Raw genomic sequence first — 20,874 nt, forward strand, 5'->3', positions numbered from 1 at the left:
AGTTTATTCCTGAAATTAAAGCACTTCTATGTTAGTTACAGTGTAAAAATTTATTACATATTTTTTCAGTTTTCTTTATAATTTTAATTACCAATACACATTTATTTTTAAACGAAAGGGTGGGATGTTCAGATGAAAATTATGCAATTAGAGTATTTTTTAGCGGTCGTCCGCTACAACAGTTTCACGCGTGCTGCTCAATTCTTGCATATCAGTCAGCCCTCTTTGACTACTGCAATTAAAAAGATGGAAGCTGATTTGGGTTATCCGCTATTTATAAGAACGACCAAAGAGCTGAAAATTACTGAAAAAGGCATTCAGTTTTATAAATATGCTCAATCTTTGGTGAATCATTATCACAAAACATTAGAGCGTATGTATGATTTAAATATTTCTGATGAGCCACGACTCAAGCTTTCTATTTTAGAATCTACAAGTCCATGGATGGCATTGGTGATTCAACAACATCACAATGCTTACCAAAAACAACGTTACCAAATCATAGAGCAGCATAACATGGAAAGCATTATTTCCAGTTTATTGAATTTCGATGTTCATTTCGCGCTCTCAAATGAAAAAATAGATCGTGACACAATTGTCTCCGTACCGCTTTATAATGAACCTTATGTATTAATCGCACCCAAAGACACTATTCAAAGTACCACTCAAAAAGCAACCGACTTACAGCATCTTCCATTGATTTTAACTAACCGACAATATCAAGTTAGAAAGCATTTGGATGAGTATTTCAAACAAATGAATATCCATCCCAATATTGTATTAGAAGTAGACCGATTTGAAGCGGCTACTACTATGGTACACAGAGGCTTAGGCTATGCTATTATTCCACGTTTTTACTATCAATCTTTTTCAGCTAATCAACTGAGTGCTATTAAAATTACACCGATTATCGAACGCACGATTTATATTAATTACCTGGAACAACGCAAACTGTCGGAAATTGCGAAGACTTTGATTGATGAATGTATTAATTATTGGAAAATACAGTAGGATGTGATGTGGGAGGGGTTTACCGATGCGTGGTGCGGAGGGGGGACGCGAGAATCTGGACACTTCTCTGAAACTTGTGTCCAGATTATGCCCTTTTCTAGACACTTCTCGAAATTTAGTGTCCAGATTACATGCTTTTCTAGACACTTCTCTAAATCTTGTGTCTAGATCCACCCACTTTCTAGATTGGCAGTAGCTATCTGAACAGAAAATGCGCTTGTTCAAAAATCTAGCGTCTAGATTCGCAACTTACATCGCCCCCCCTCTCCACGGATCTACCTTTTCCCACACCAACTCCCGCCAAATCTCCTCCCGCATAAAATAACGGACCACCACGAGGCAGTCCGCTGTTATGTTCTATATCAAAAATTAATGAATAAAGTTATGCAAGAAGAGTGCAACTAATTTCGCAGTCCGATTGTCCATATCATATAACGGATTTGTTTCAGCCACACTGATTGAAACAAGTTTTGGATGTCCGACAATACGTCGAGATAATTCTAAAATAATATGCGGTGTCAATCCATTAACTGCCGGTGCACTCACACCCGGAGCAAACGCACTATCCACAACATCCATACAAATTGTAAACATGATAACATCATGGCGATTAATAAAATGGTCGATTTTATCTTTGATGGTAGGTGAAATTTCATGCAAAATTTCGTCCGCAGTCACATATTCAATACCACGTTCTTCAGCATAATCAAATAAATGTTTCGTATTGCTTGCAGATTGAATACCCATAACGAAATAGTCAGCATTATCGTCGCCTTCAAGAATTTGTCTGAAACTTGTGCCTGAAGTTGAAGATTCAGCTTCACGTGTGTCAAAGTGAGCATCAATGTTTATCACACCAATTGAAGCATCAGGATAAGCTTTACGCATCGCTAAATATTGCGCATAAGCAATGTCGTGTCCCCCACCGACTAAGAAAGAATAATTGTGATTTTTAAACATTTTTGCAGCTAATTCTGCATATTCCTCTTGCGTATCAATTAAATGGTCATGATCATGGTACACATTACCATAGTCGTATACCGGACATGGTGTTAAAACAGATAAGTTGCCGAATGCTTTTCTGATAGCGTCGGGGCCTTCTTGCGCTCCGACACGTCCGTTATTCAGCTCTACTCCTTTATCTACTGCATATCCTAAGATGCCCGTTCCTGCTTTTTCGTCTACTTTCGTCTCATTGATATCTTTCAATTCAATTGTTTGGAAGTGGCGAAATTGCGATTTATCTGTCTCACTATCCACTCTGCCTTGCCATAAATCTGGATTGGCCTGTTTATACATTTTCCATATCCTCCTTAAAATCATCATCAATTTAAGTATAAGTGCTTATTTGCCTCGTTTCAATCACAGAAACACAATTCAACTGTACTAAGTAACTTCTACCCTTCTGTATCAACTATCAAAACGCTTTCATAGCAATAAGCTTGATACAACCTTTACAATGGTATTTCATTTCAAAGTCATTTGTTAACAAGTAATTTATTTCTGATTTATTCAGATGTATAATGCTAGTAGGTGTTTATTCGTTTCCATACAGTAAATTGTAATAATAAAGCCGTGGCGAAGCGGTTGATTATTATTTCAACACCCGATTGAACACATTACTCAACAGTACAAAGCAACCATGAACTATTGTGTGGAATCACCGCGTACTTAATTGGAGGTTTCAAAAAAATGAATATGAAACGTATATCAGGTTTCCAATGGGCGATGACAATTTTTGTCTTCTTTGTACTTGCCTTTGCATTCCCATTGATTCTGAAAGATTTTCAAGCAGAAGTACCATTCAAACGTTTTGTCTTTGATATGAGTACTCTGGCACCTTTCATTGCAGCTATTATCTGCATATTAGTATTTAAAAACAAACGTGCTCAAATCGCGAGTTTAAAACTCTCACTCAGTTTCAAAGTTATTGAAAGATTATTAATGGCAATGATTTTGCCGCTTATTATTTTTATAATCTGCATGTTCATCTTTAACACATATGCAGACAGCTTTATCATTTTACAATCAAAAAATTTATCCGTTTCCATATGGACTATTTTAATCGGCCATTTATGCATGGCGTTTTTTGTAGAATTCGGTTTCCGTTCTTATTTACAAAACATCGTTGAAACGAAAATGAATACCTTCTTTGCTTCTATTATAGTAGGTGTTTTATACGCGATCTGGAATGTTAATACTACATATTCAACAGAATATACACTCTATAATCTGCTCTATAGTTTTGCATTCTCTATGATTATTGGTGAACTTATCCGTGCAACTAAAGGACGTACCATTTACATCGCAGTAGTTTTCCATACACTCATGTCCTTTGCACTCGTCTTTTTCTTCAGTGAAGAAGTCGGCGATTTATTCTCAATGAAAGTAATCGCCCTAAGTACAGCAGCCGTAGCAGCCACCTTTATTATCCTAAGTTTAATTATCCGTGCTGCGCTTTACTACTTTACTAAAGACTCATTAGAAGAAGTCGATCCGGATAACTATCTCGACTATCCGAAAGATCCTGAAGACGACGATATCAAGACTTCACCCGCAGCCGAACAACAAGCGAAAGAAGATACAGACCCAGAAACCACTTCTGCGGAAAAAGAAAACCCTGAAGAGGCTCCAAAAGAAGAGAGTCACCCTACTTCTACTGCTGTCGAAGATGCAGAAGAAGAAATCAAACAAACAGAAGAAAATACGGATCTTGACAACAAACGCTCTACATTTTCAAAGAACAATCAACGACGTTAAATTAAAAAGCTGATGCAGATTCTGCATCAGCTTTTCTTATATCTTAAGCTCTATCTAAAATTTTAACTCCATCTTGTGTGCCGATAATAACGCGATCAGCCACGTCAAGGAAATATCCCGTCTCTAAGACACCTGTTAAATGAATCAAGTATTCATGCATTGCATATGCATCTGTATTCGGAAGCAGTTCAACGTCTAAGATATAATTGCCATTATCAGTAACAAACGGAATATCTTCCACATTCCGGCGTGAGACTTTCGCTTCTGTATCACGTGTGATTTTTTTCGCCACCAGCATCCAATTGAACTTATCAACTTCAACTGGCAGTTTGAAAGTTTGACCGAGATAATCGACAAATTTCGTCTCATCAGCAATGACCACAAAGCGTTCTGCCATATCATCAATGACTTTTTCACGAAAGAGTGCTCCACCGCCGCCCTTAATTAAGTTCAAGTCAGCATCAAACTCATCCGCACCATCGATGGCTACATCAATATAGTCGACGTCATTCACATCCACTATCTTAATTCCAAGCTCTTTTGCGAGCAGCGCAGTTTTATTCGAAGTGCATACACCTGTAATTTGTGTTCCCGTATTTAATAATTCTGCAATACGAGGCAATAATAATTCAATGGTGCTCCCAGTACCGATGCCCACTATCATGCCATCTTTAATCTCTGTGACTGCATCCTCAACAGTTTTTAATTTCAATGCTCTTATATCCATGCTGAATGCTCCTTGTCTTCAATTTACTACAGTTTTTCAATAATTTGGTAGGTTGTTCGAGAATAAAATGCACGATCTTTCGGTAAAATGGAGGGTGCATCTTTGCCTAGAATATTAATATCGTTCGGTAAACTTTGAGCCTCTAATGTAAACCCAGAATGTGGTTTGTAAATATTCATATCACTGTCCCACTCACTCGTGTCATTAAAAGTAAACACCACTACATTCGGCATATCCGTCTGCATTTTTAAAAGAAACTGGCTGTTTTCGACCACTAATTCTTCGCCGATAGAGAACGGATGACCCAATCCATTATATTTATCTATCTGTGCTTTAAATTGAGGTACTTCACTCTCAAATATTTCAGTCAGACGTATTTTATGTTTATCAAATAAATCCACTAAATCTAAAGGTGTACGTGCATCAGGCAGATTTTGCTCATTCAGTAAATGCATGCCTAGTTTCTCGCTCGTAAAATAATGATTATCTACTTCTTTATTATCCCTATTCAAGTTGAAATAGACATGATTTGTCGGATTGAATAAAGTTGTTTGATCAGACTCTGCGTAATATTCAATCGTCCATCGGTTATCAATGTCATACGTATGTACAATTTTCAATTTAATATCGCCCGGGTAATGATCATCTGCTTCTTTAATCACTGTCGTGAAAATGATTTGAATGTAGCCGCCGTTTTCATCTTTAATCTCATAATCAAAGTAACGGTGGTCGATACCGTTTGAACCACCGTGCAGATGATTCGGCGGATCGTTTTGTTCTAATTGATATGTTTGACCATCAAGTGTAAATTTACCATCTGCAATACGTCCGCCATAACGACCGACACTTGCGCCGAAGTAATAGGGGTTGTCTTGATAGAATTCATCCGCTTCCACTACATTGCCTAAGACAATAATATTATCTTCATATTTCCACGTCACAATTCTTGCGCCGTAATTCGTAAATACAATTTTTGTTTCGTCGTTATCAATCTTGATTAAATCGAGGCCGTTTCTTTGGTGCTCCACTTTCGTAAACATCATTTCAATACACCCTTTCCTAACTCACCGCTTCAAATCAGCTTCTGTCAGGCAGCAACATGATTAAGACACCGATAATACAAACAATAGCGCCCAAAACATCATACTTATCCGGTGTCTGTTTATCAAATACGTATCCCCACAAGATACTCATCACAATAAATACTCCCCCGTAAGCGGCATAAACTCGGCTGAACGTCGGAAATACTTGAAAAGTTGCGACAATGCCATATGAAATTAAAAGGATACCTCCAAGTAATCCTAAGAGCGGTGATTGTGCTGTTTTCAACCATAACCAAATGAGATAACCGCCGCCGATTTCACACAGCCCTGCTAAAATAAATATTAAAATTGGATAAACCATTCTATTTGCCACCTGTTTATTACTTTCCTCACTCTATATTTTAACAATAAGGCACACCGATGACTAGATACAATCTAGCAAAGGTGTGCCATTAGGTAACATTTGAACATATTTTATACAATTATGACTTCTTAAATGCGCGTTTTAATCCTTTAAAGAAACCTTTTTCAAAAGTAAGAACTGAATCTCGATAACTGCGAACCGCAATCCAGAGTAAGAGTACCATTACAATCAGAGAAAGAATAACACTGACAATAATTTCCCATAATTGTAATTCGGGCGTAGAAGCTCTTAAGAACAATACAAACGGTGAAATCAACGGAATAAAGCTTGTGATCTTAGTTAGTGTCGTTTCTGGTGTATTCAAACTGAAAATGGCGATATAGAAAGCAATAAAACTTACTATCGTCATTGGCATTAACGCTTGGTTCATATCTTCAATCCGAGTAGCTAGTGAGCCTAAAATTGTTCCTAAAATCGTATAAGAAATAATTCCGATTACTAGACAAATCACGCCGACAATTAATAATTGCATTGTAACATCGGTAATTTTCATATTGAATTTTTTAACGACATCTTTTAAATCGGATAGATAAATACTGATAACGCCGACAATGGCAAAGATAAATATCTGTGAAAAGGCCACAGCAATGATGGCTAAGATTTTAGCTATTATATGTTTGACAGGTGAAATACTGGTAATCACCATTTCGATTACACGAGATGTCTTTTCAGTCGCCACTTCCATAGCCACTTGGTTAGCATAGTTAATGATAATAAAGAACATCAACATAATACCAGCATATAAAATAATGATATTGGCTACTTTATCTTGTTCAGAAAGTTGTTGGGCATTCTTACCGATTGCTTGAGACGTTACTTTGGATTTTTGTTGTAAAGCTTGTAAATCTTTCGGACTCAAATCGACACTTTTAGCAATTGCTTGCGTTTGAATCGGCGTTAAGATGCTCTCTAATTTTTGCTTAGCTTCGTTTGAAACTGAATCTTTGCTGACAATTTTACCTTCTATCTGCTGGCCTTTAAATGAAATGATATAAGCTTTATCTAGTTTTTCTTTTTTCACATTTTTAAGTGCTTGTTGCTCAGAGAGATGCTCAAACTTTGTACCTTTATCTTCTAACTTCTCACTTTGCGATTTAACCATTTGATAGACTTGCTGGTTATCTGTAACAATCCCAATCTTATCTGGTCCGCCACTGAACATATCAATAATTTTATTCGCATTCGCACCGCCGATAATAAGCAAGGCGATGATGACTGTCATAATAATAAAGGCACGAGACTTGATCTTATTCATATAAGTTAAGGAGAAGGTTGCCCAGAATTTACTCATGAATATCACCTACCTTGTCGATAAAGATATCTTGAATAGAAGGTTCTAATACTTGGAAACGTTTAACAAATCCGCTTCTTGTCACTGCTTCATATACGCGTTCAGCTGCTGCTTGATTTTCTACTGTTATAGTGATTTCTCGTTTAGAACGATTTACTTGAGAGACCCCTTCTATTTCATCCAATTCTGCAAGAGGTTTATCTGTTTCAATCACTACTTTTTTCAATTCAAATTGATCTTTAATAGATTGGATATCACCTTGCAGCACCAGGTTGCCGTTATTTAAAATACACACATCATCACAGAGCTCTTCAACATGCTCCATTCGATGGGAACTGAAGATAATAGTAGTCCCTTCTTCATTTAAATCTTTTACAGCTGATTTCAACAGTTCCACATTTACTGGATCCAAACCGCTGAAAGGTTCGTCTAAAATCAACAGCTCAGGACGATGCATGAGACTTGCGAGCAATTGAATTTTTTGTTGATTCCCTTTAGATAAAGCCTCTATTTTTTTCTCTTTATTTTCCATAATTTTAAAGCGATTCAACCAATAATCTAAAGCTTGATCAAAATCTTTTCGCGGCATCCCTTTCAAAGTAGCCAGATAACGTAATTCATCTTTAACCTTCATCTTAGGATGCAAACCGCGTTCTTCAGGCAGATAGCCCACTTTATTAAACATGTGCTCACCCATCTTGTTGCCGTTATATGTAATAGAACCTTCAGTCAACGGTGTCAAACCAAGTATCATACGGAAGGTTGTGGTCTTGCCGGCACCATTCCGCCCTAAAAATCCTAACATCTTACCGTTCTCTAACGATAAAGAAATATCATTCACTACTGTCTTATTACCGTATTTTTTAGTGACATCTTTTAATTCTAATGACATGCGCTTCATCTCCTTTACGTAAATTATTAAGTTTTAAATAATATAGAATACTTATCTTAATATTATCATATTTTTAAAGCTTTAATGTATACAAACTAGATATTTACCTAGACTTTACATTCTTATTGTTCATAATATTTACCGATTTTAGAATAGTAGAAAACAATATTGAAAACGTAGAGTGCTAATAATACTAACATTGCAATGATTTGATCAGTATGTGTTGCTACTGAATAGAAAGCTAATAAAATAATCATCATCATAATCGCTGCGGTATTATAATGATAGAGTTTAAACAACGCAGAGTAAGAAATATATTTTTCTCCCTCATCCATTGCTGAAATCGTTTTGCCAATGTAATCAGAATCGTTGTATTTGGGTAATCTTGAATCTATCTTCGGTAGAATAACATTGTAACTTATTGCAAAAGCGGCACTTATGAGTAATGGGATTGTTGTTAATCCCCATTGATTATTATTACTCTCTTTAAAAATGGCAACGAATATCATATTGAATAATGTAATAATGATAGTTCCTTGAAAGAACCAACTTGCTTGCAGAAATTTCCGATTATATATTTGATTATATTCATCTGCATCATCCTCTAAAGTTTCAGATCTTTGTTTATAAAGATATGCCTTCTTCAAACTCTTCAACATGAAAATACCGCAAATTATGACTAATAAAATAGTAATGCCCGTGCTAACTTGTATCTCAAATGTACCTAGAAAAGCGGATAATTTAATTTCCGAGCGAAATGAAAATAGAAAACCAATTAATCCGCCCACTAATACGCCTAATAAAATTTTGCTAAGGTATAACGTGTTTTTCTTTATGTTACTCATAATCATCCTCCTCAAAAATAAAAATATCTTCAATCCGTTCTCCAAAAATACGTGCTATTTTAGCTGCAGTAAGTACGGAAGGCATGAATTCGTTTCTTTCGATCAAAGAGACTGTTTGACGTGAAATCCCTGCTTTTTTAGCGAGTTGTGTTTGGTTGTAACCGTCACGTGCTCGCAATTCTTTAATGCGTGTTCTCATATTTCTAACCTCCGTTAACCACTATACTATATTATCTTTGTCATTTTGACAATTATATTAGTCAAAATGACAAGGGTAATATTCAAAACACTTATTAAAAAGACGATTCCTTTATTGAAAAAGAAATCGTCTTTCAAATCTATTATTCATAATGTGTGTGGTGACTGCCAGCTGCTGACTCAGAATAGGACTTATGAGATGTAGGTGCATGCCCTTGCTCGAATTTTTTCCCAGCAGGGCCACGTCCATATTTGTTATCTTCTGGTTGACTAGGTAATAGTGTAATTACAAAAATATAAACCGCCAAGGCAACGTAGATTAATAAAAATAAAACAACAAATATCCATAAAACACCATGGTGCTGTGCATCTGTTCTTACCATAGGGTTTATGAAGTTATATGAGATCGTAGCAACGATAAAACAAATGGGTACTGTCATTTTTCTTCCTGTATCATGAAATCGCCGAATTAATAACGCGATATTCGGTATCAGTGTTGCTAGAATTAAGAAAAGGTATAGTCCTGCACTAATCAGAAAGATGATAGCTGAGTTGAGTGCTGCTGTCTTATGGCCATCAAACGAATTAGCGAACCAGTAAAAAAAAGATATAGTACTGCTTAATCCGAGCAACGAAAAAATAAGAAAATTCCATAGTGTCCACCACCAGAATTCAGCACGTCTGGCCCGCCCTTTAAAATTGAAATAATTCTTCCAAAAAAGCAAGAAGGCGCGACCGAAACCTACTCTTTTCTCCAATTTGCATCACCTGCCTGCATACGAGCACTCCCTCTTACAGGACCATATTTATTATCTCTTGGATCACTCGGTAAAACAGTAATGACAAACATATAAATCGCAAAAGCCATGTAGCCCAACCAAACTAGGACACCTAAAATGATGGACCATGCCGCTGCATCAGAAGCATTGATTGCGACAATCACCAAAATGTAACCAATGATGGCATAGCCTAAGAAGAAGAAATAAATTTTGCCTGATCTTCCGGTATCATGAAAACGACGGAACAATAAAGCAATAGAAGGCAACAGCATTGCCAAGCCGATTAAAGTCACTATAATTATCAGACCGAAGTATATAAATGCACCGATACCTATCAGACCATCTGAACCATTTGCACTACCCGCTATCATCATACTCATGCCAATAACTGCGATAAATGTAATAGGCAGAAAGATAATAAAACTCCATAAAGTCATAAACCAATATTCTGGACGTGTTGCACGCCCTTGAAAATTGACATAGTTCTTCCAAAAGAGTACAAAAGACTCCCCGAAGCCTACTCGTTTTTCCATAAGAACGCCTCCTCGTATTTTAATTATCTCTTGTTACTTCAATTCAATATAATGTTAATATCGAAAAAAGTAAATTTGTTTAAGGATTAAGCAAAATTATATTTTGACTTAAGTATTTATTATTATATTAACACAACACTTTGATATATCTGATTCTCTCAACGATTTTTTCATAATATTTACAATCGACATCAGTGGTATATCTCAACCTTTTTTATAATCACATTATTGTTATTATGATTAAAAATTGCTTAAAATAAATAACAAGTATAAATATAAATTTATGATACAAGGAGGTCAGTCATGGACTTTATCAATCGTACTACGCCAGAAATTGCAAAAGATTTATTAGGCGTGAAATTAACCTTTGATGATGGAGAGAACCAATTTTCTGGTTATATTGTGGAAACTGAAGCTTATCTTGGAGCGATTGATGAGGCAGCGCATACTTATAATGGCCGCCAAACGCCTCGCGTACAATCCATGTATAAAGATGGAGGAACTGTCTACGCTCATGTGATGCATACGCATTTATTAATCAACTTAGTTACTCAGCCTGCAGGTACCGCTGAAGGAATCCTTATCAGAGCGTTAGAACCTGAATTTATTACAGATCAAATGATAGAAAATAGAAATGGCAAAGAAGGCATCGACTTAACGAATGGTCCTGGCAAGTGGACACGCGCTTTTAATATGACGATGGAATTGGATGGCACACGCTTAAATGAAGGACCGCTGTCCATTGATGTCGAGGCACGTAAAATACCTGTTTCAATCGTCGAAAGCCCACGTATCGGTGTGCCGAACAAAGGAGAATGGACACATAAACCACTTCGCTTCACTGTTAAAGGCAATCCTTATGTCTCTCGCATGCGTAAATCTGAAATGACTGCTCCAGACAAGACTTGGAAAGGTCAAAATTAAAACCGGCTGCAATTGGATTTATTTCCAATTCAACCGGTATTTTTTAATAATCTACAACGTTACAAGCTTTCAAAGAAGTTTGCACATCAATAATACGTTGATTCAACGAGCCCTTGTAAGCTAAACCAGGTTGATACAACTTTTCCATAAATGGTCCATCTACAAGTACATCAATCTCTTTCAGCAATTCCCCTCTTCTGCCTTTATTTTTCTGCAAAGCTTCAAAAATAAATCCTGACCAAATCCAAATAGATTTTTCCTTACCGAATTTTTTTCGAAAGGCCTGAACTATAGGTTCTACCGTATCTAGATTACAAAACGGCTCTCCACCTAAAATGCTTAAACCTGCAATATACGGAGGGGAACAAGCTTCTATAATAGTCATCAGTACCTCATCATCGAATGGTTCGCCATAAGTGAAGCGCTGGGATGCTTGGTTATAACAGCCTTTGCAATTGAATGGACAACCAGATACATAGACGCTGCACCGCACACCTTCTCCATCTGTAAAGCTTTCTCTTTCAATTTTAGCAATATAACCTTGTCCGGTTTCTAATTGTTCAAACACCTTGCATCATCCCTTATCTTTCAGATGTTTGACGCGTGCAGTAATTTCTTTTTGGCGTCCTTCGATTGTCGGTCTTTGCACCGGGTTGCCTAAGTAGCCGCAAGTACGTTTCACCACATCTACCGTTTCAGGATTATGATTACCGCAAGTTGGACACGTATAACTTTTAGCTGTCGTATTAAATTCACCTTCAAAGCCGCATTCATAACATTTATCAATAGGCGTATTAGTCCCAAGATAACTGACTTTATCATACGCATAGTCCCAAACCGCTTCCAACGCCTTCGTATTATGCGTCAATTTTGGATACTCGCAATAATGAATATAGCCGCCGCTTGCCAAAAACGGGTAATCCTTTTCAAAATCCAGCTTTTCAAAAGGAGAAACAGCTTTACGTACATCATAATGAAATGAATTCTGATAATACCCTTTATCTGTGATATTCGGAATCAAGCCAAAACGTTCACAATCCAAACGACAGAAACGATCAGTCAACGATTCACTCGGTGTACTATAAAGACTGAAGAAAATGTCATATTGTGCTGTCCACTGTTTTTGAAAATCCTTCATGCGACGCAATATATCTAAAGTAAAAGTTTTCGCTTCAGGATTTGTTTCCCAATTAGGACCGTAAAATACAGTGGCCGCTTCATACAAGCCGATATAACCAATGGAAATCGTTGCCCGTTGATGTTTAAACAACGCCATCACATCATCCGTTTCAGTTAAACGCTGATGAAACGCACCGCTCTTATACAATATAGGCGCATTGTTCGGCACCGCATCTTTCAATCGCTCAATACGATAAGCCAACGCATCATGAATCAATTCCATGCGCTCATCTAACAAACGCCAGAACGCTGCTAAATCTCCGCTCGTTTCAATCGCAATCCGTGGCACATTCAACGTTACCACACCTAAATTCATACGCCCGCTATTCTCAAGCTCCCCTTGCGCATTCTTCCATGCCGGCAAGAAAGAACGACAACCCATCGGCGCCTTGAAATCACCTAAAATTTCCACCGTCTTATCATAATTCAAAATATCCGGATACATCCGCTTCGTTGAACAATCCAACGCCAACCGCTTCACATCATAATTCGGGTCTCCCGGTGCGAAATTAACTCCTTTTTTGATGGAAAAGACAAGCTTTGGAAAGATGGCTGTCACATGATGGTGCCCCAAACCTTGAATACGCGTGCGCAAGATAGCCTTCTGAATCATTCGGCTATATTTATCAGTACCTAGACCAAAGCCTAAGGTTACAAAAGGTGTTTGACCATTAGAAGTATACAGCGTATTAATTTCATATTCTAAACTTTGCATCGCATCTTGAATATCCTTCTCAGTTTGTTGGTTCACATATGTATCCAATTGATCAGGGTAGACAAACTGTTCAGCCATTTTACGATGTTTCTCGGCGTTTAATTCCGCATATTGACTTAAAATCTCATCAATTCGGTCCACTGTACATCCGCCGTACTGACTGCTGGACACATTTGCAATAATTTGGACAATCTGTGCAGTCGCAGTTTGAATAGATTTCGGAGAATCGACTTGTGCATTTCCGATTTCAAAGCCGTGTTCTAACATTCCTTTAATATCTATCAAACAACAATTCGTTAAAGGTTGAAATGGATGATAATCTAAATCATGAAAGTGAATATCGCCAGATTGATGTGCAGCCGCTACATGTTTCGGCAATAATTTTTCTAATGCGTAAGATTTTGAAACGACCCCCGCCGTTAAATCACGCATCGTTGTAAAGGTTTCACTGTCTTTATTAGCATTTTCATTAATAACAGTCGGATCTTTATTGATTAAGTTGCTTAGGCTTTCTTCAATTTTAAACATAAAATACCCCTTCCATTTCTATATATAGTGTTCTAATTACAAAATTACCACAATATATAGTAAATGAAAGAGGTTCTTGGAGTGTTAACAGAGATGTCATAGCTTTATGTCTTTCTTTTGAATTTCATGTTATCTGCAATAAAATTTATTTTAAAGTTAGATGAAGTATTAAATTGAGTAATTAAGCGGACGTTCTTGGATTACAGAAGTATCATTTAAACGGTGATTTTTAAATTCAATCAACTTGCAATCTGGTAGTTGTGCGTTAGTTTCATCATGTAATAATCCTAAATAGAGATAATTTTCTCTGTCTTGCAGATAAGGTGTAATATCATAGATTTGGGACTCTTCCGCTTGGCTGATTTCCATTCTGATTTGATGATTCAATTCTATTAAAACTGTCTTGTGTTTCATTGGATTAATCTCCAAATGATACGTATAGTCTGGATTGAAATGATGAAGATCAAAATATTGTTCTGCAATTTCCACTTTCGTATTTACATTAATTACTGATGGCCTTTCCCATTGTGCTAATTTAATAATATTTTCTAGTCGGTGAATCGATGAAATTTTTTCCATTTTGGTTTTATAAAGCTGCTCAATTTTGTGCATACATTGTTGTATTGGATTGATAGTTTCAACATAATAATAAGTCAATATTCAGTCCCTCCAATGGTTTTCTTTTTTCTAGTAAAAATTTAGCATGATTTTTAAAAGAGTCACATAGCATTATGTTTCCAATTACAGACGATTTGTTGCCAATTTATATTTTATAATTATATGCTGTCACTATTTATACAAATATTAGTTAATTTACTCAAATATGTATTTGAAATCAACAACTATTTGGATTATACTATATGTAAGCGTTACCAAGATTGTGATCTCCTTCGCAGTCTTTCTAATGCAATTACCAAAACCAAAATTGCTACAAAAATAAGCAGTTCAACCTTCTACCAGTTGAACTGCTTATTTTTTATTGATCTAAGCCGCGTTGCTCGATCCATGATCTTAATGTTGTATCTAAGACTACATCAGTATGATGCAATGCTTCAATATCAGATGCATTGACCATAACTGCAATTTTCTTCATTTGTTCAATGAATTCTTCTACAAACTCTACAGTTTGTGCAATACCATTGGATTCGACTTGTTCTAAGAACGGGCGAGACATACCGACTGCTTCTGCTCCCAAAGCCAGACACTTAATCGCATCAAGTGGATTTCTCACTCCACCGCTAGCAAATACAGTAACTTGGTTTTGCAGATTTTTACTTTCTAATAAAGATTCTACTGTCGATTGACCCCAATTCTTCAGATAAGACATGTCTTTCAGTTGGCGTCTTTCATTTTCAATATTTACAAAGTTTGTACCGCCTCTGCCACTTACATCCACATAACGGATACCGATTTCTCTTAAATCTTGAATCAGTTCGCGGCTCATTCCGAAACCGACTTCTTTTACGATAACTGGAACATCAACTGTTTGCACTATCTCACTTAAATTGTCCATCCAATTTGAGAACGTTCGATTTCCTTCAGGCATTACGAGTTCTTGCGGAGAATTGACGTGCACTTGCAATGCGTTCGCCTCTAACATTTCCACTGACTGCTTGGCTAAATCAGCTGGCACATCAGCTCCTACATTACTAAAAATAATACCCTTTGGATTCGTTTTGCGAACGATATCGAAAGAGCTTGCCATTTTACTGTTACGTAACGCAGCATGGGTTGAACCTACAGCGATAGCCAGCCCAGTTTCACGTGCTACTACGGCTAACTTCTCATTAATTTGTTTCGTCCATTCACTGCCTCCAGTCATCGCATTGATATATAGCGGTGCAGACATTGAAAAGTCCGACAAATTTACTGATAAATCGACTTGATCAACATCTATACTCGGAATAGAATGGTGCACGAATCTGACTTTATCGAAATCCGTCAGTTGCGGATCATTTTGCGCCATCGCTATTTTTACGTGGTCGTCCTTTCGTTGTTCCCTTTTTGAATCGCTCATCGCATTTCCTACTTTCTGTTCTCTTAAACTCATATTATTGTAAGTGTATCAATCTCTGAGTGCTTCTGCTACCTATTTGCAAAAATCACACCGAAAAGTTAAAACATATTTTTACGTTTGAAATACCAAATACATCCTAATGAAATCACTAACATCAGGAGCAATACGATGTAATAACCATAATGCCACTTAAGCTCAGGCATATTTTGGAAGTTCATACCATAAATACCCGCAATCAAAGTCAAAGGCATGAAAATAACCGAAACAATCGTCAATATCTGCATGACTTTATTCATTCTAAAGGTTGTATAGGATTCGAAGTTATCTCTGATTTCTCGCGTAATATCTTGTGCCGTCTGTAACATGCTTTCTTCTTTCGCAATATGGTCAATAATATGCTGGATATACATTTTATGACGTTTATCCTGTACTAATCGACTTTCATTCTGCAAAGTATCGATAACCTCTTTCATAGGCATAATTACTCTGTTTAATTTAATGATATCCGACCGTAAATCAAAGATATGGTCCATCATGTATTTATTCGTGCGATCTCGGCCATGTTCATCCTCAAACATAAAGACCTTATCTGAAATATCTTCCACGTAATAAAAATAATTATCCACGATATGATCTAAAATAAATAAGACAATATCTTCACAATCAAGGTTCTTGTCAAAATGATTTTTCACTTGCTTATTCACAGTGTTGACTTCTCTTATATTTCTATGATGATAAGTAATTAGCACATTATCTTTAATAAAAATATTCAATACCTCAATCTCATATTCTCGCGGAGAAATTGTATGAAACACGATATTTTGATAATTTTCATAGGCTTTATATTTAGCTCTCGGATTTGCATGAATGGTATCATCCATTTCTAATGGATTAAATTCAAAGTGTCTGAGTAAATAATCACTCTCTTCTTCTGTCGGTTCATTCAAATCATACCAAATAATCGTTGCGTCGCTCGGAATATCTTCGGCATGCTTGATTGAAGTTAAGGATTGTTCTTTTGTTTGATAATATATGGAAACGCTCATTGCTTATTACTTCCCTCCTTTTTCAATTCAAGATAAATTCTTTTGTGTGTAGCATACCGTTATTTTTAGTAAAATAGAAGTAATTCTGAAAGACAAGAAAAAAGGAGAAATTCGTAATGACAGAATGTTTTACTATTAACGGTACTGTGGATACTTCAATGATTGACCACAATCAACATATGCATGATGCGGATTTCAATAAAGTATTCAGTGAAGCTTCTAATGCATTCAATTATCAGCATGGTTTATCATTAGAAGATAGAACTCGTTTAAATTATACTATCTTCACCTTAGAAGAACACACAACTTTCCTTTCTCAACTTAAATTAAATGATTATTATTCCATTCGTATTTACCTTTATAACTATGATTATAAACGCGTACATTTCTTTTTAATGATGTATGGCAGTGAAGATCAATTGGTTGCAACGAATGAATTGATGATGATGGGTATTGATCGCGATACTGAAAAATCTGCACCTTTTCCAAAACAGTATTTGGAACAAATAGAAACGTATTATCAACAACAGCCGAATATCGACTGGCCGAAGCAATTAGGTCATCGTATTGTGATTCCAAATAAGGAGGATAAATAATGACTGAAACGATTCAAAATCAAATTAAAATGACACTCTATGATTTATCTGATGAAGTTAAGATGCAATTAAGCGAGTTAAATCAGTCTACTGAGAACATTACGCGCGGGCCCGACCATAAACTCTTTGAACGCGGAATATTATTAGGTTACTTGCAAGGACAGCGCCAAATGATTCATGGTGTCGAAGAATTGCTAGAACAAAGTGTGAGTGATGAGGTCTTCAAAAATGAATTAACGGATGTTCAATCACAACTTGAAAAGGACTTCGCTTCTGAAAATCAAACGCAAAATGACTTGAAAGCTCAAACAATTTTCACCCCAGAGAAAATCTACCAATCAGCACTGGCACTCTCTCATGCTTATGAAATACAAGGCAAACTCTATATTGTTCAAAGTATAGGTGCTAAAATAAAAGAGATCTCTTTAAATGAAGATTAGTTATCAAATTGTGAAAGCAGAAGAAAGGAGTTGTTGATCTTATTTATGAACGCTCAACAATCATACTCTCAATTTCAAGAGAGAATTAATCAACAACCGTTGCATCGCGGTCATCAGTTTTCTAACAAAAGAAAACATTCATGGTTCAGTTTGATTATTCATCTGATTGTACTCATCTTGCTTGCTATCACGATGTATAGTATGTGGAAAGAACCGATTTTTAATATTGTGCTCGTTAACCAACCTATTAACTTCTCACAAATATTGAATTTCCAAGAAACCTTGCAAAATATCTCTACACAAAATATTGATCTCACTCAGATTAATCAGCTTCAAGATAATATTGCTAAATTGAAAGCGGCGTTTTATATTTTCTTCTTTGCCGGTGCGATAAGTATTCTATTAACTGTTTTGACGCTTATTTTTAATCGTACTGCAATTAAAATCATTAATATGGTAATCATTGTGATTATGTTTGTAGTGCCTTTCAGTTTATCATCTATTATTAAAGAAACTGCAAAACGTGTAGCAGATAATCTCAGTCAATATTTCTTGAGTTTCAAACCTGACCAAATTTTAACGACAGCAGATGCTTTAAATAACGCTGTTACATTGTTGGCATGCTGTTTTGGTCTGTTATTTATCAGTCTATTCTTTAGAAATCGCCGTGTTAGAATTAAATAATTGAATGTAAAACTGGGGCATACGTGATGTCCCAGTTTTTCTATTGTGGATTACTGTCTTGCATAATCTAGACACTTCTCAGAATCTTGTGTCTAGATTACACCCTTTTCTAGACACTTCTCGGAATCTTGTGTCTAGATTCACCCCTTTTCTAGACACTTCTCAGAATCTTATGTCTAGATTTTTCCGCTCCCAGCTTCCGCATAAAGCACGGCTCCCCCTATATCAACTTTATCTCCGCCTCATTAATATCCTTCTTTTTCCAGAAAAAAACGACAGTGCCGCTACAACACTGTCGTTTACCCCATAATATTTAATTAGCTTATTTGTTATGCTCTTTAGCGTATTTAGCAGCTTTCTTTCTACTTTGAATGAAGAAGCTCATAACTAACGCGATAAGACTGAAGAGTGTCGCTATCCAGAATGCGTCATTAACGCCTTCAACTGTAGCAAGTTTCTTGAGGAATCCCATCAATACTTGCATAGCGCCATCTTCACCGCCAAATTTCATGGCAAGTTGTTTCATTTGATCTTGAATAGCTGGATTTGTTTTATCTAAATCTTGTGCAAAAGTGTTCATGTGTTGCGTTGTTTGGTTAGTCATAACTGTAACCAAAATAGCTGTACCGATAGAGCCAGCTAATTGACGCAAAGTATTTACAAGTGCATTACCATGTGAGATTAAACGTGCTGGTAAAGCATTCATACCTGCAGTCATAATCGGCATCATAATGAATGCCATACCGAATGAACGCAATACATAAATACCCATGATTGATAGATAAGGTGTATCCATGGTTAATTTAGTTAACTCCCAAGTTGCGTATGTCATAATCGCAATACCGAAGATAGCCAACGGTTTAATTCCGATCATGTCATAAAGTTTACCTGCAACTGGTCCTAACAGCCCCATTACTAAGGCACCTGGTAGGAGAAGCAATCCTGAATCGATTGCTGTAAATCCACGTAAATCTTGTAAATAAATTGGAAGTAATAACATACCGCCATATAAACTCATCATCACAACAACGTTGATGAGTGTAGTTAAAGTGAATGTCGGGAATTTCAATACTTCGAAATTCAACATAGGCATTTTCATTCTTGTTTCTCTGATTACAAAGAGCACAATAAAGATAGCACCTATAATGAATGAAATTACGACTGTATTAGAACCCCAACCATCATTACCTGCTTCACTGAATCCATAAAGCAATGAACCGAATCCAATGGTACTGAAGATGATACCTGGGATATCTGCTTTTGGATTTTCAGTACGTTGATATAATCTGAACCAAATAAATCCTACTACAACGGCTACGATTCCGATAAAGAACATGCCGTAGAACATAACGTTCCAGTGATAGTTCTGTACGATGTAACCTGATAAAGTTGGTCCGATTGCAGGTGCTAAAATCATCGCGACACCCATGGTACCCATGGCTGAACCACGTTTTTCCGGTGGGAAAATTGTCATAATAACATTAGAACCTAATGGCATTAAGATACCTGCGCCGGCAGCTTGTAATACACGACCTGTCATCATAATTGTAAAGTTCGGTGCCAACGCACAGACTAAAGAACCTATAGTAAATATGACAAGTGAGAATAAATACAATCTTCTATAAGAATACTTTTCAAATAGAAACGCACTGACAGGTATGAAGATACCGTTAACTAACATGAATCCTGTCATCAACCATTGCCCAGTTGAAGCAGAAATATTAAAGTCAGTGTTGATTTTCGGTAATGCCACGTTCAAGAGTGTTTGGTTCAAGATAGCAATGAACATACCGAATAACATCGCCGCTAAAATTACATTTCGTGATACGCCATTACCGAAGCGGAACATAGATTCTTGTTGGTTATTATAATTTTCTCTGGTTTGACGTAATTTTTCTTGATTACGTTGTTTTCTTTCTTCTTCTGTTTCTGTTTCTTCTTTGTCTTCTTGATCTGCTTTATCATTGACTGATTCATCATCTGATGGTGATGTTGAATCTTCGGCTGGTACAGTATGATGTTCCTCATCATGTGGTTGCTCAGTCATTCTTTCATTTTGAGAACGCGAAGGTTGTCGATCTAAGTCGCTCGCTTTAAATTTAGATGTTTGATTTCTGTTACGTGCTTGACGTTGTTCCAGTTTTCGCGAAACTTGTTTCTTATTACGTTTACGAACAAACACATTCACTAACGCAATAAGAACCAATGCGATAACAATATATATAATTAAGGCAAGTGTCAT

Annotated in this window: 22 protein-coding genes; 6 read left to right on the forward strand and 16 right to left on the reverse strand. The window is 36.4% G+C overall.

What is annotated here, in order from left to right; all coding sequences use genetic code 11:
• Positions 1-132: 132 nt before the first annotated feature.
• A complete protein-coding gene (locus tag CNQ82_RS11150) occupies positions 133-1,011 on the forward strand; it encodes a LysR family transcriptional regulator (protein WP_123145304.1) in 879 nt (292 codons plus the stop codon).
• Between the two features lie 369 nt (positions 1,012-1,380).
• Here the strand turns inward: CNQ82_RS11150 and hutG are convergent, their stop codons facing one another.
• Positions 1,381-2,310: a formimidoylglutamase gene (gene hutG / locus CNQ82_RS11155; RefSeq protein WP_123145305.1), complete on the reverse strand. Its 930-nt coding sequence runs from the start codon at positions 2,308-2,310 to the stop codon at positions 1,381-1,383.
• A 393-nt stretch (positions 2,311-2,703) separates the two neighbouring features.
• Between hutG and sdpC the strand changes: the two genes are divergently transcribed.
• On the forward strand, positions 2,704-3,771 hold the full coding sequence (gene sdpC, locus CNQ82_RS11160) for a peptidoglycan release complex CPBP-like subunit SdpC (RefSeq protein ID WP_123145306.1): 1,068 nt from the start codon (positions 2,704-2,706) through the stop codon (positions 3,769-3,771).
• 43 nt (positions 3,772-3,814) lie between these two features.
• Here sdpC and CNQ82_RS11165 read toward each other — a convergent pair whose 3' ends face one another.
• The 9 genes from CNQ82_RS11165 to CNQ82_RS11205 form a co-directional block, all read right to left on the reverse strand.
• Entirely contained in the window at positions 3,815-4,498 is a 684-nt protein-coding gene (locus CNQ82_RS11165) for a ribose 5-phosphate isomerase A (protein ID WP_123145307.1), read from the reverse strand.
• Between the two features lie 26 nt (positions 4,499-4,524).
• Entirely contained in the window at positions 4,525-5,538 is a 1,014-nt protein-coding gene (locus CNQ82_RS11170) for an aldose epimerase family protein (RefSeq protein WP_164711998.1), read from the reverse strand.
• Between the two features lie 37 nt (positions 5,539-5,575).
• Positions 5,576-5,902 (reverse strand): YnfA family protein, encoded by a 327-nt coding sequence (locus tag CNQ82_RS11175; RefSeq protein WP_123145309.1) that lies wholly within the window; start codon positions 5,900-5,902, stop codon positions 5,576-5,578.
• A gap of 121 nt (positions 5,903-6,023) precedes the next feature.
• Positions 6,024-7,256 carry an ABC transporter permease gene (locus CNQ82_RS11180; protein ID WP_123145310.1) on the reverse strand — a complete coding sequence of 411 codons (1,233 nt, stop codon included), beginning with the start codon at positions 7,254-7,256 and terminating at the stop codon, positions 6,024-6,026.
• Positions 7,249-8,148 (reverse strand): ABC transporter ATP-binding protein, encoded by a 900-nt coding sequence (locus tag CNQ82_RS11185; RefSeq protein ID WP_123145311.1) that lies wholly within the window; start codon positions 8,146-8,148, stop codon positions 7,249-7,251. The genes CNQ82_RS11180 and CNQ82_RS11185 overlap by 8 nt, the downstream gene beginning before the upstream one ends.
• Positions 8,149-8,270: 122 nt before the next feature.
• Positions 8,271-8,993, reverse strand: a complete 723-nt coding sequence (locus CNQ82_RS11190) for a DUF3169 family protein (protein WP_164711966.1) — start codon at positions 8,991-8,993, stop codon at positions 8,271-8,273.
• Positions 8,986-9,192: a helix-turn-helix transcriptional regulator gene (locus CNQ82_RS11195; protein WP_123145313.1), complete on the reverse strand. Its 207-nt coding sequence runs from the start codon at positions 9,190-9,192 to the stop codon at positions 8,986-8,988. Before CNQ82_RS11195 ends, CNQ82_RS11190 begins: the two co-directional genes overlap by 8 nt.
• A 142-nt stretch (positions 9,193-9,334) precedes the next feature.
• Positions 9,335-9,949, reverse strand: coding sequence for a DUF805 domain-containing protein (locus tag CNQ82_RS11200; RefSeq protein WP_123145314.1), 615 nt, complete (start codon positions 9,947-9,949; stop codon positions 9,335-9,337).
• The gene (locus tag CNQ82_RS11205) at positions 9,934-10,503 is read right to left on the reverse strand and encodes a DUF805 domain-containing protein (RefSeq protein ID WP_123145315.1); all 570 of its coding nucleotides are present in this window, start codon (positions 10,501-10,503) and stop codon (positions 9,934-9,936) included. Before CNQ82_RS11205 ends, CNQ82_RS11200 begins: the two co-directional genes overlap by 16 nt.
• A gap of 303 nt (positions 10,504-10,806) precedes the next feature.
• On the opposite strand from CNQ82_RS11205, the gene CNQ82_RS11210 reads away from it, so the two are divergent.
• Positions 10,807-11,427, forward strand: a complete 621-nt coding sequence (locus tag CNQ82_RS11210; RefSeq protein ID WP_123145316.1) for a DNA-3-methyladenine glycosylase — start codon at positions 10,807-10,809, stop codon at positions 11,425-11,427.
• A 43-nt stretch (positions 11,428-11,470) separates the two neighbouring features.
• On the opposite strand, the gene nrdG is transcribed toward CNQ82_RS11210, so the two are convergent.
• The 5 genes from nrdG to corA form a co-directional block, all read right to left on the reverse strand.
• Positions 11,471-11,995, reverse strand: a complete 525-nt coding sequence (gene nrdG / locus CNQ82_RS11215) for an anaerobic ribonucleoside-triphosphate reductase activating protein (RefSeq protein ID WP_123145317.1) — start codon at positions 11,993-11,995, stop codon at positions 11,471-11,473.
• A gap of 6 nt (positions 11,996-12,001) precedes the next feature.
• Positions 12,002-13,849, reverse strand: a complete 1,848-nt coding sequence (nrdD, locus tag CNQ82_RS11220; RefSeq protein WP_123145318.1) for an anaerobic ribonucleoside-triphosphate reductase — start codon at positions 13,847-13,849, stop codon at positions 12,002-12,004.
• 168 nt (positions 13,850-14,017) lie between these two features.
• On the reverse strand, positions 14,018-14,506 hold the full coding sequence (locus CNQ82_RS11225; RefSeq protein WP_123145319.1) for a hypothetical protein: 489 nt from the start codon (positions 14,504-14,506) through the stop codon (positions 14,018-14,020).
• A 319-nt stretch (positions 14,507-14,825) separates the two neighbouring features.
• Positions 14,826-15,866, reverse strand: a complete 1,041-nt coding sequence (gene fni, locus CNQ82_RS11230) for a type 2 isopentenyl-diphosphate Delta-isomerase (protein WP_123145320.1) — start codon at positions 15,864-15,866, stop codon at positions 14,826-14,828.
• Positions 15,867-15,964: 98 nt separating this feature from the next.
• A complete protein-coding gene (corA, locus tag CNQ82_RS11235; protein ID WP_123145321.1) occupies positions 15,965-16,912 on the reverse strand; it encodes a magnesium/cobalt transporter CorA in 948 nt (315 codons plus the stop codon).
• Between the two features lie 116 nt (positions 16,913-17,028).
• On the opposite strand from corA, the gene CNQ82_RS11240 reads away from it, so the two are divergent.
• Genes CNQ82_RS11240 through CNQ82_RS11250 form a run of 3 tightly spaced genes read left to right on the forward strand, consistent with a single transcriptional unit; the run spans position 17,029 to position 18,632 of the window.
• On the forward strand, positions 17,029-17,508 hold the full coding sequence (locus CNQ82_RS11240) for a thioesterase family protein (RefSeq protein WP_123145322.1): 480 nt from the start codon (positions 17,029-17,031) through the stop codon (positions 17,506-17,508).
• Positions 17,508-17,948, forward strand: a complete 441-nt coding sequence (locus CNQ82_RS11245) for a hypothetical protein (protein ID WP_123145323.1) — start codon at positions 17,508-17,510, stop codon at positions 17,946-17,948. The genes CNQ82_RS11240 and CNQ82_RS11245 overlap by 1 nt, the downstream gene beginning before the upstream one ends.
• 45 nt (positions 17,949-17,993) lie before the next feature.
• Entirely contained in the window at positions 17,994-18,632 is a 639-nt protein-coding gene (locus tag CNQ82_RS11250) for a hypothetical protein (RefSeq protein ID WP_123145324.1), read from the forward strand.
• A 322-nt stretch (positions 18,633-18,954) separates the two neighbouring features.
• Here the strand turns inward: CNQ82_RS11250 and CNQ82_RS11255 are convergent, their stop codons facing one another.
• Positions 18,955-20,874 (reverse strand): DHA2 family efflux MFS transporter permease subunit, encoded by a 1,920-nt coding sequence (locus tag CNQ82_RS11255; RefSeq protein WP_123145325.1) that lies wholly within the window; start codon positions 20,872-20,874, stop codon positions 18,955-18,957.

The organism is Staphylococcus debuckii (assembly GCF_003718735.1).
Taxonomy (GTDB): Bacteria; Bacillota; Bacilli; order Staphylococcales; family Staphylococcaceae; genus Staphylococcus; species Staphylococcus debuckii.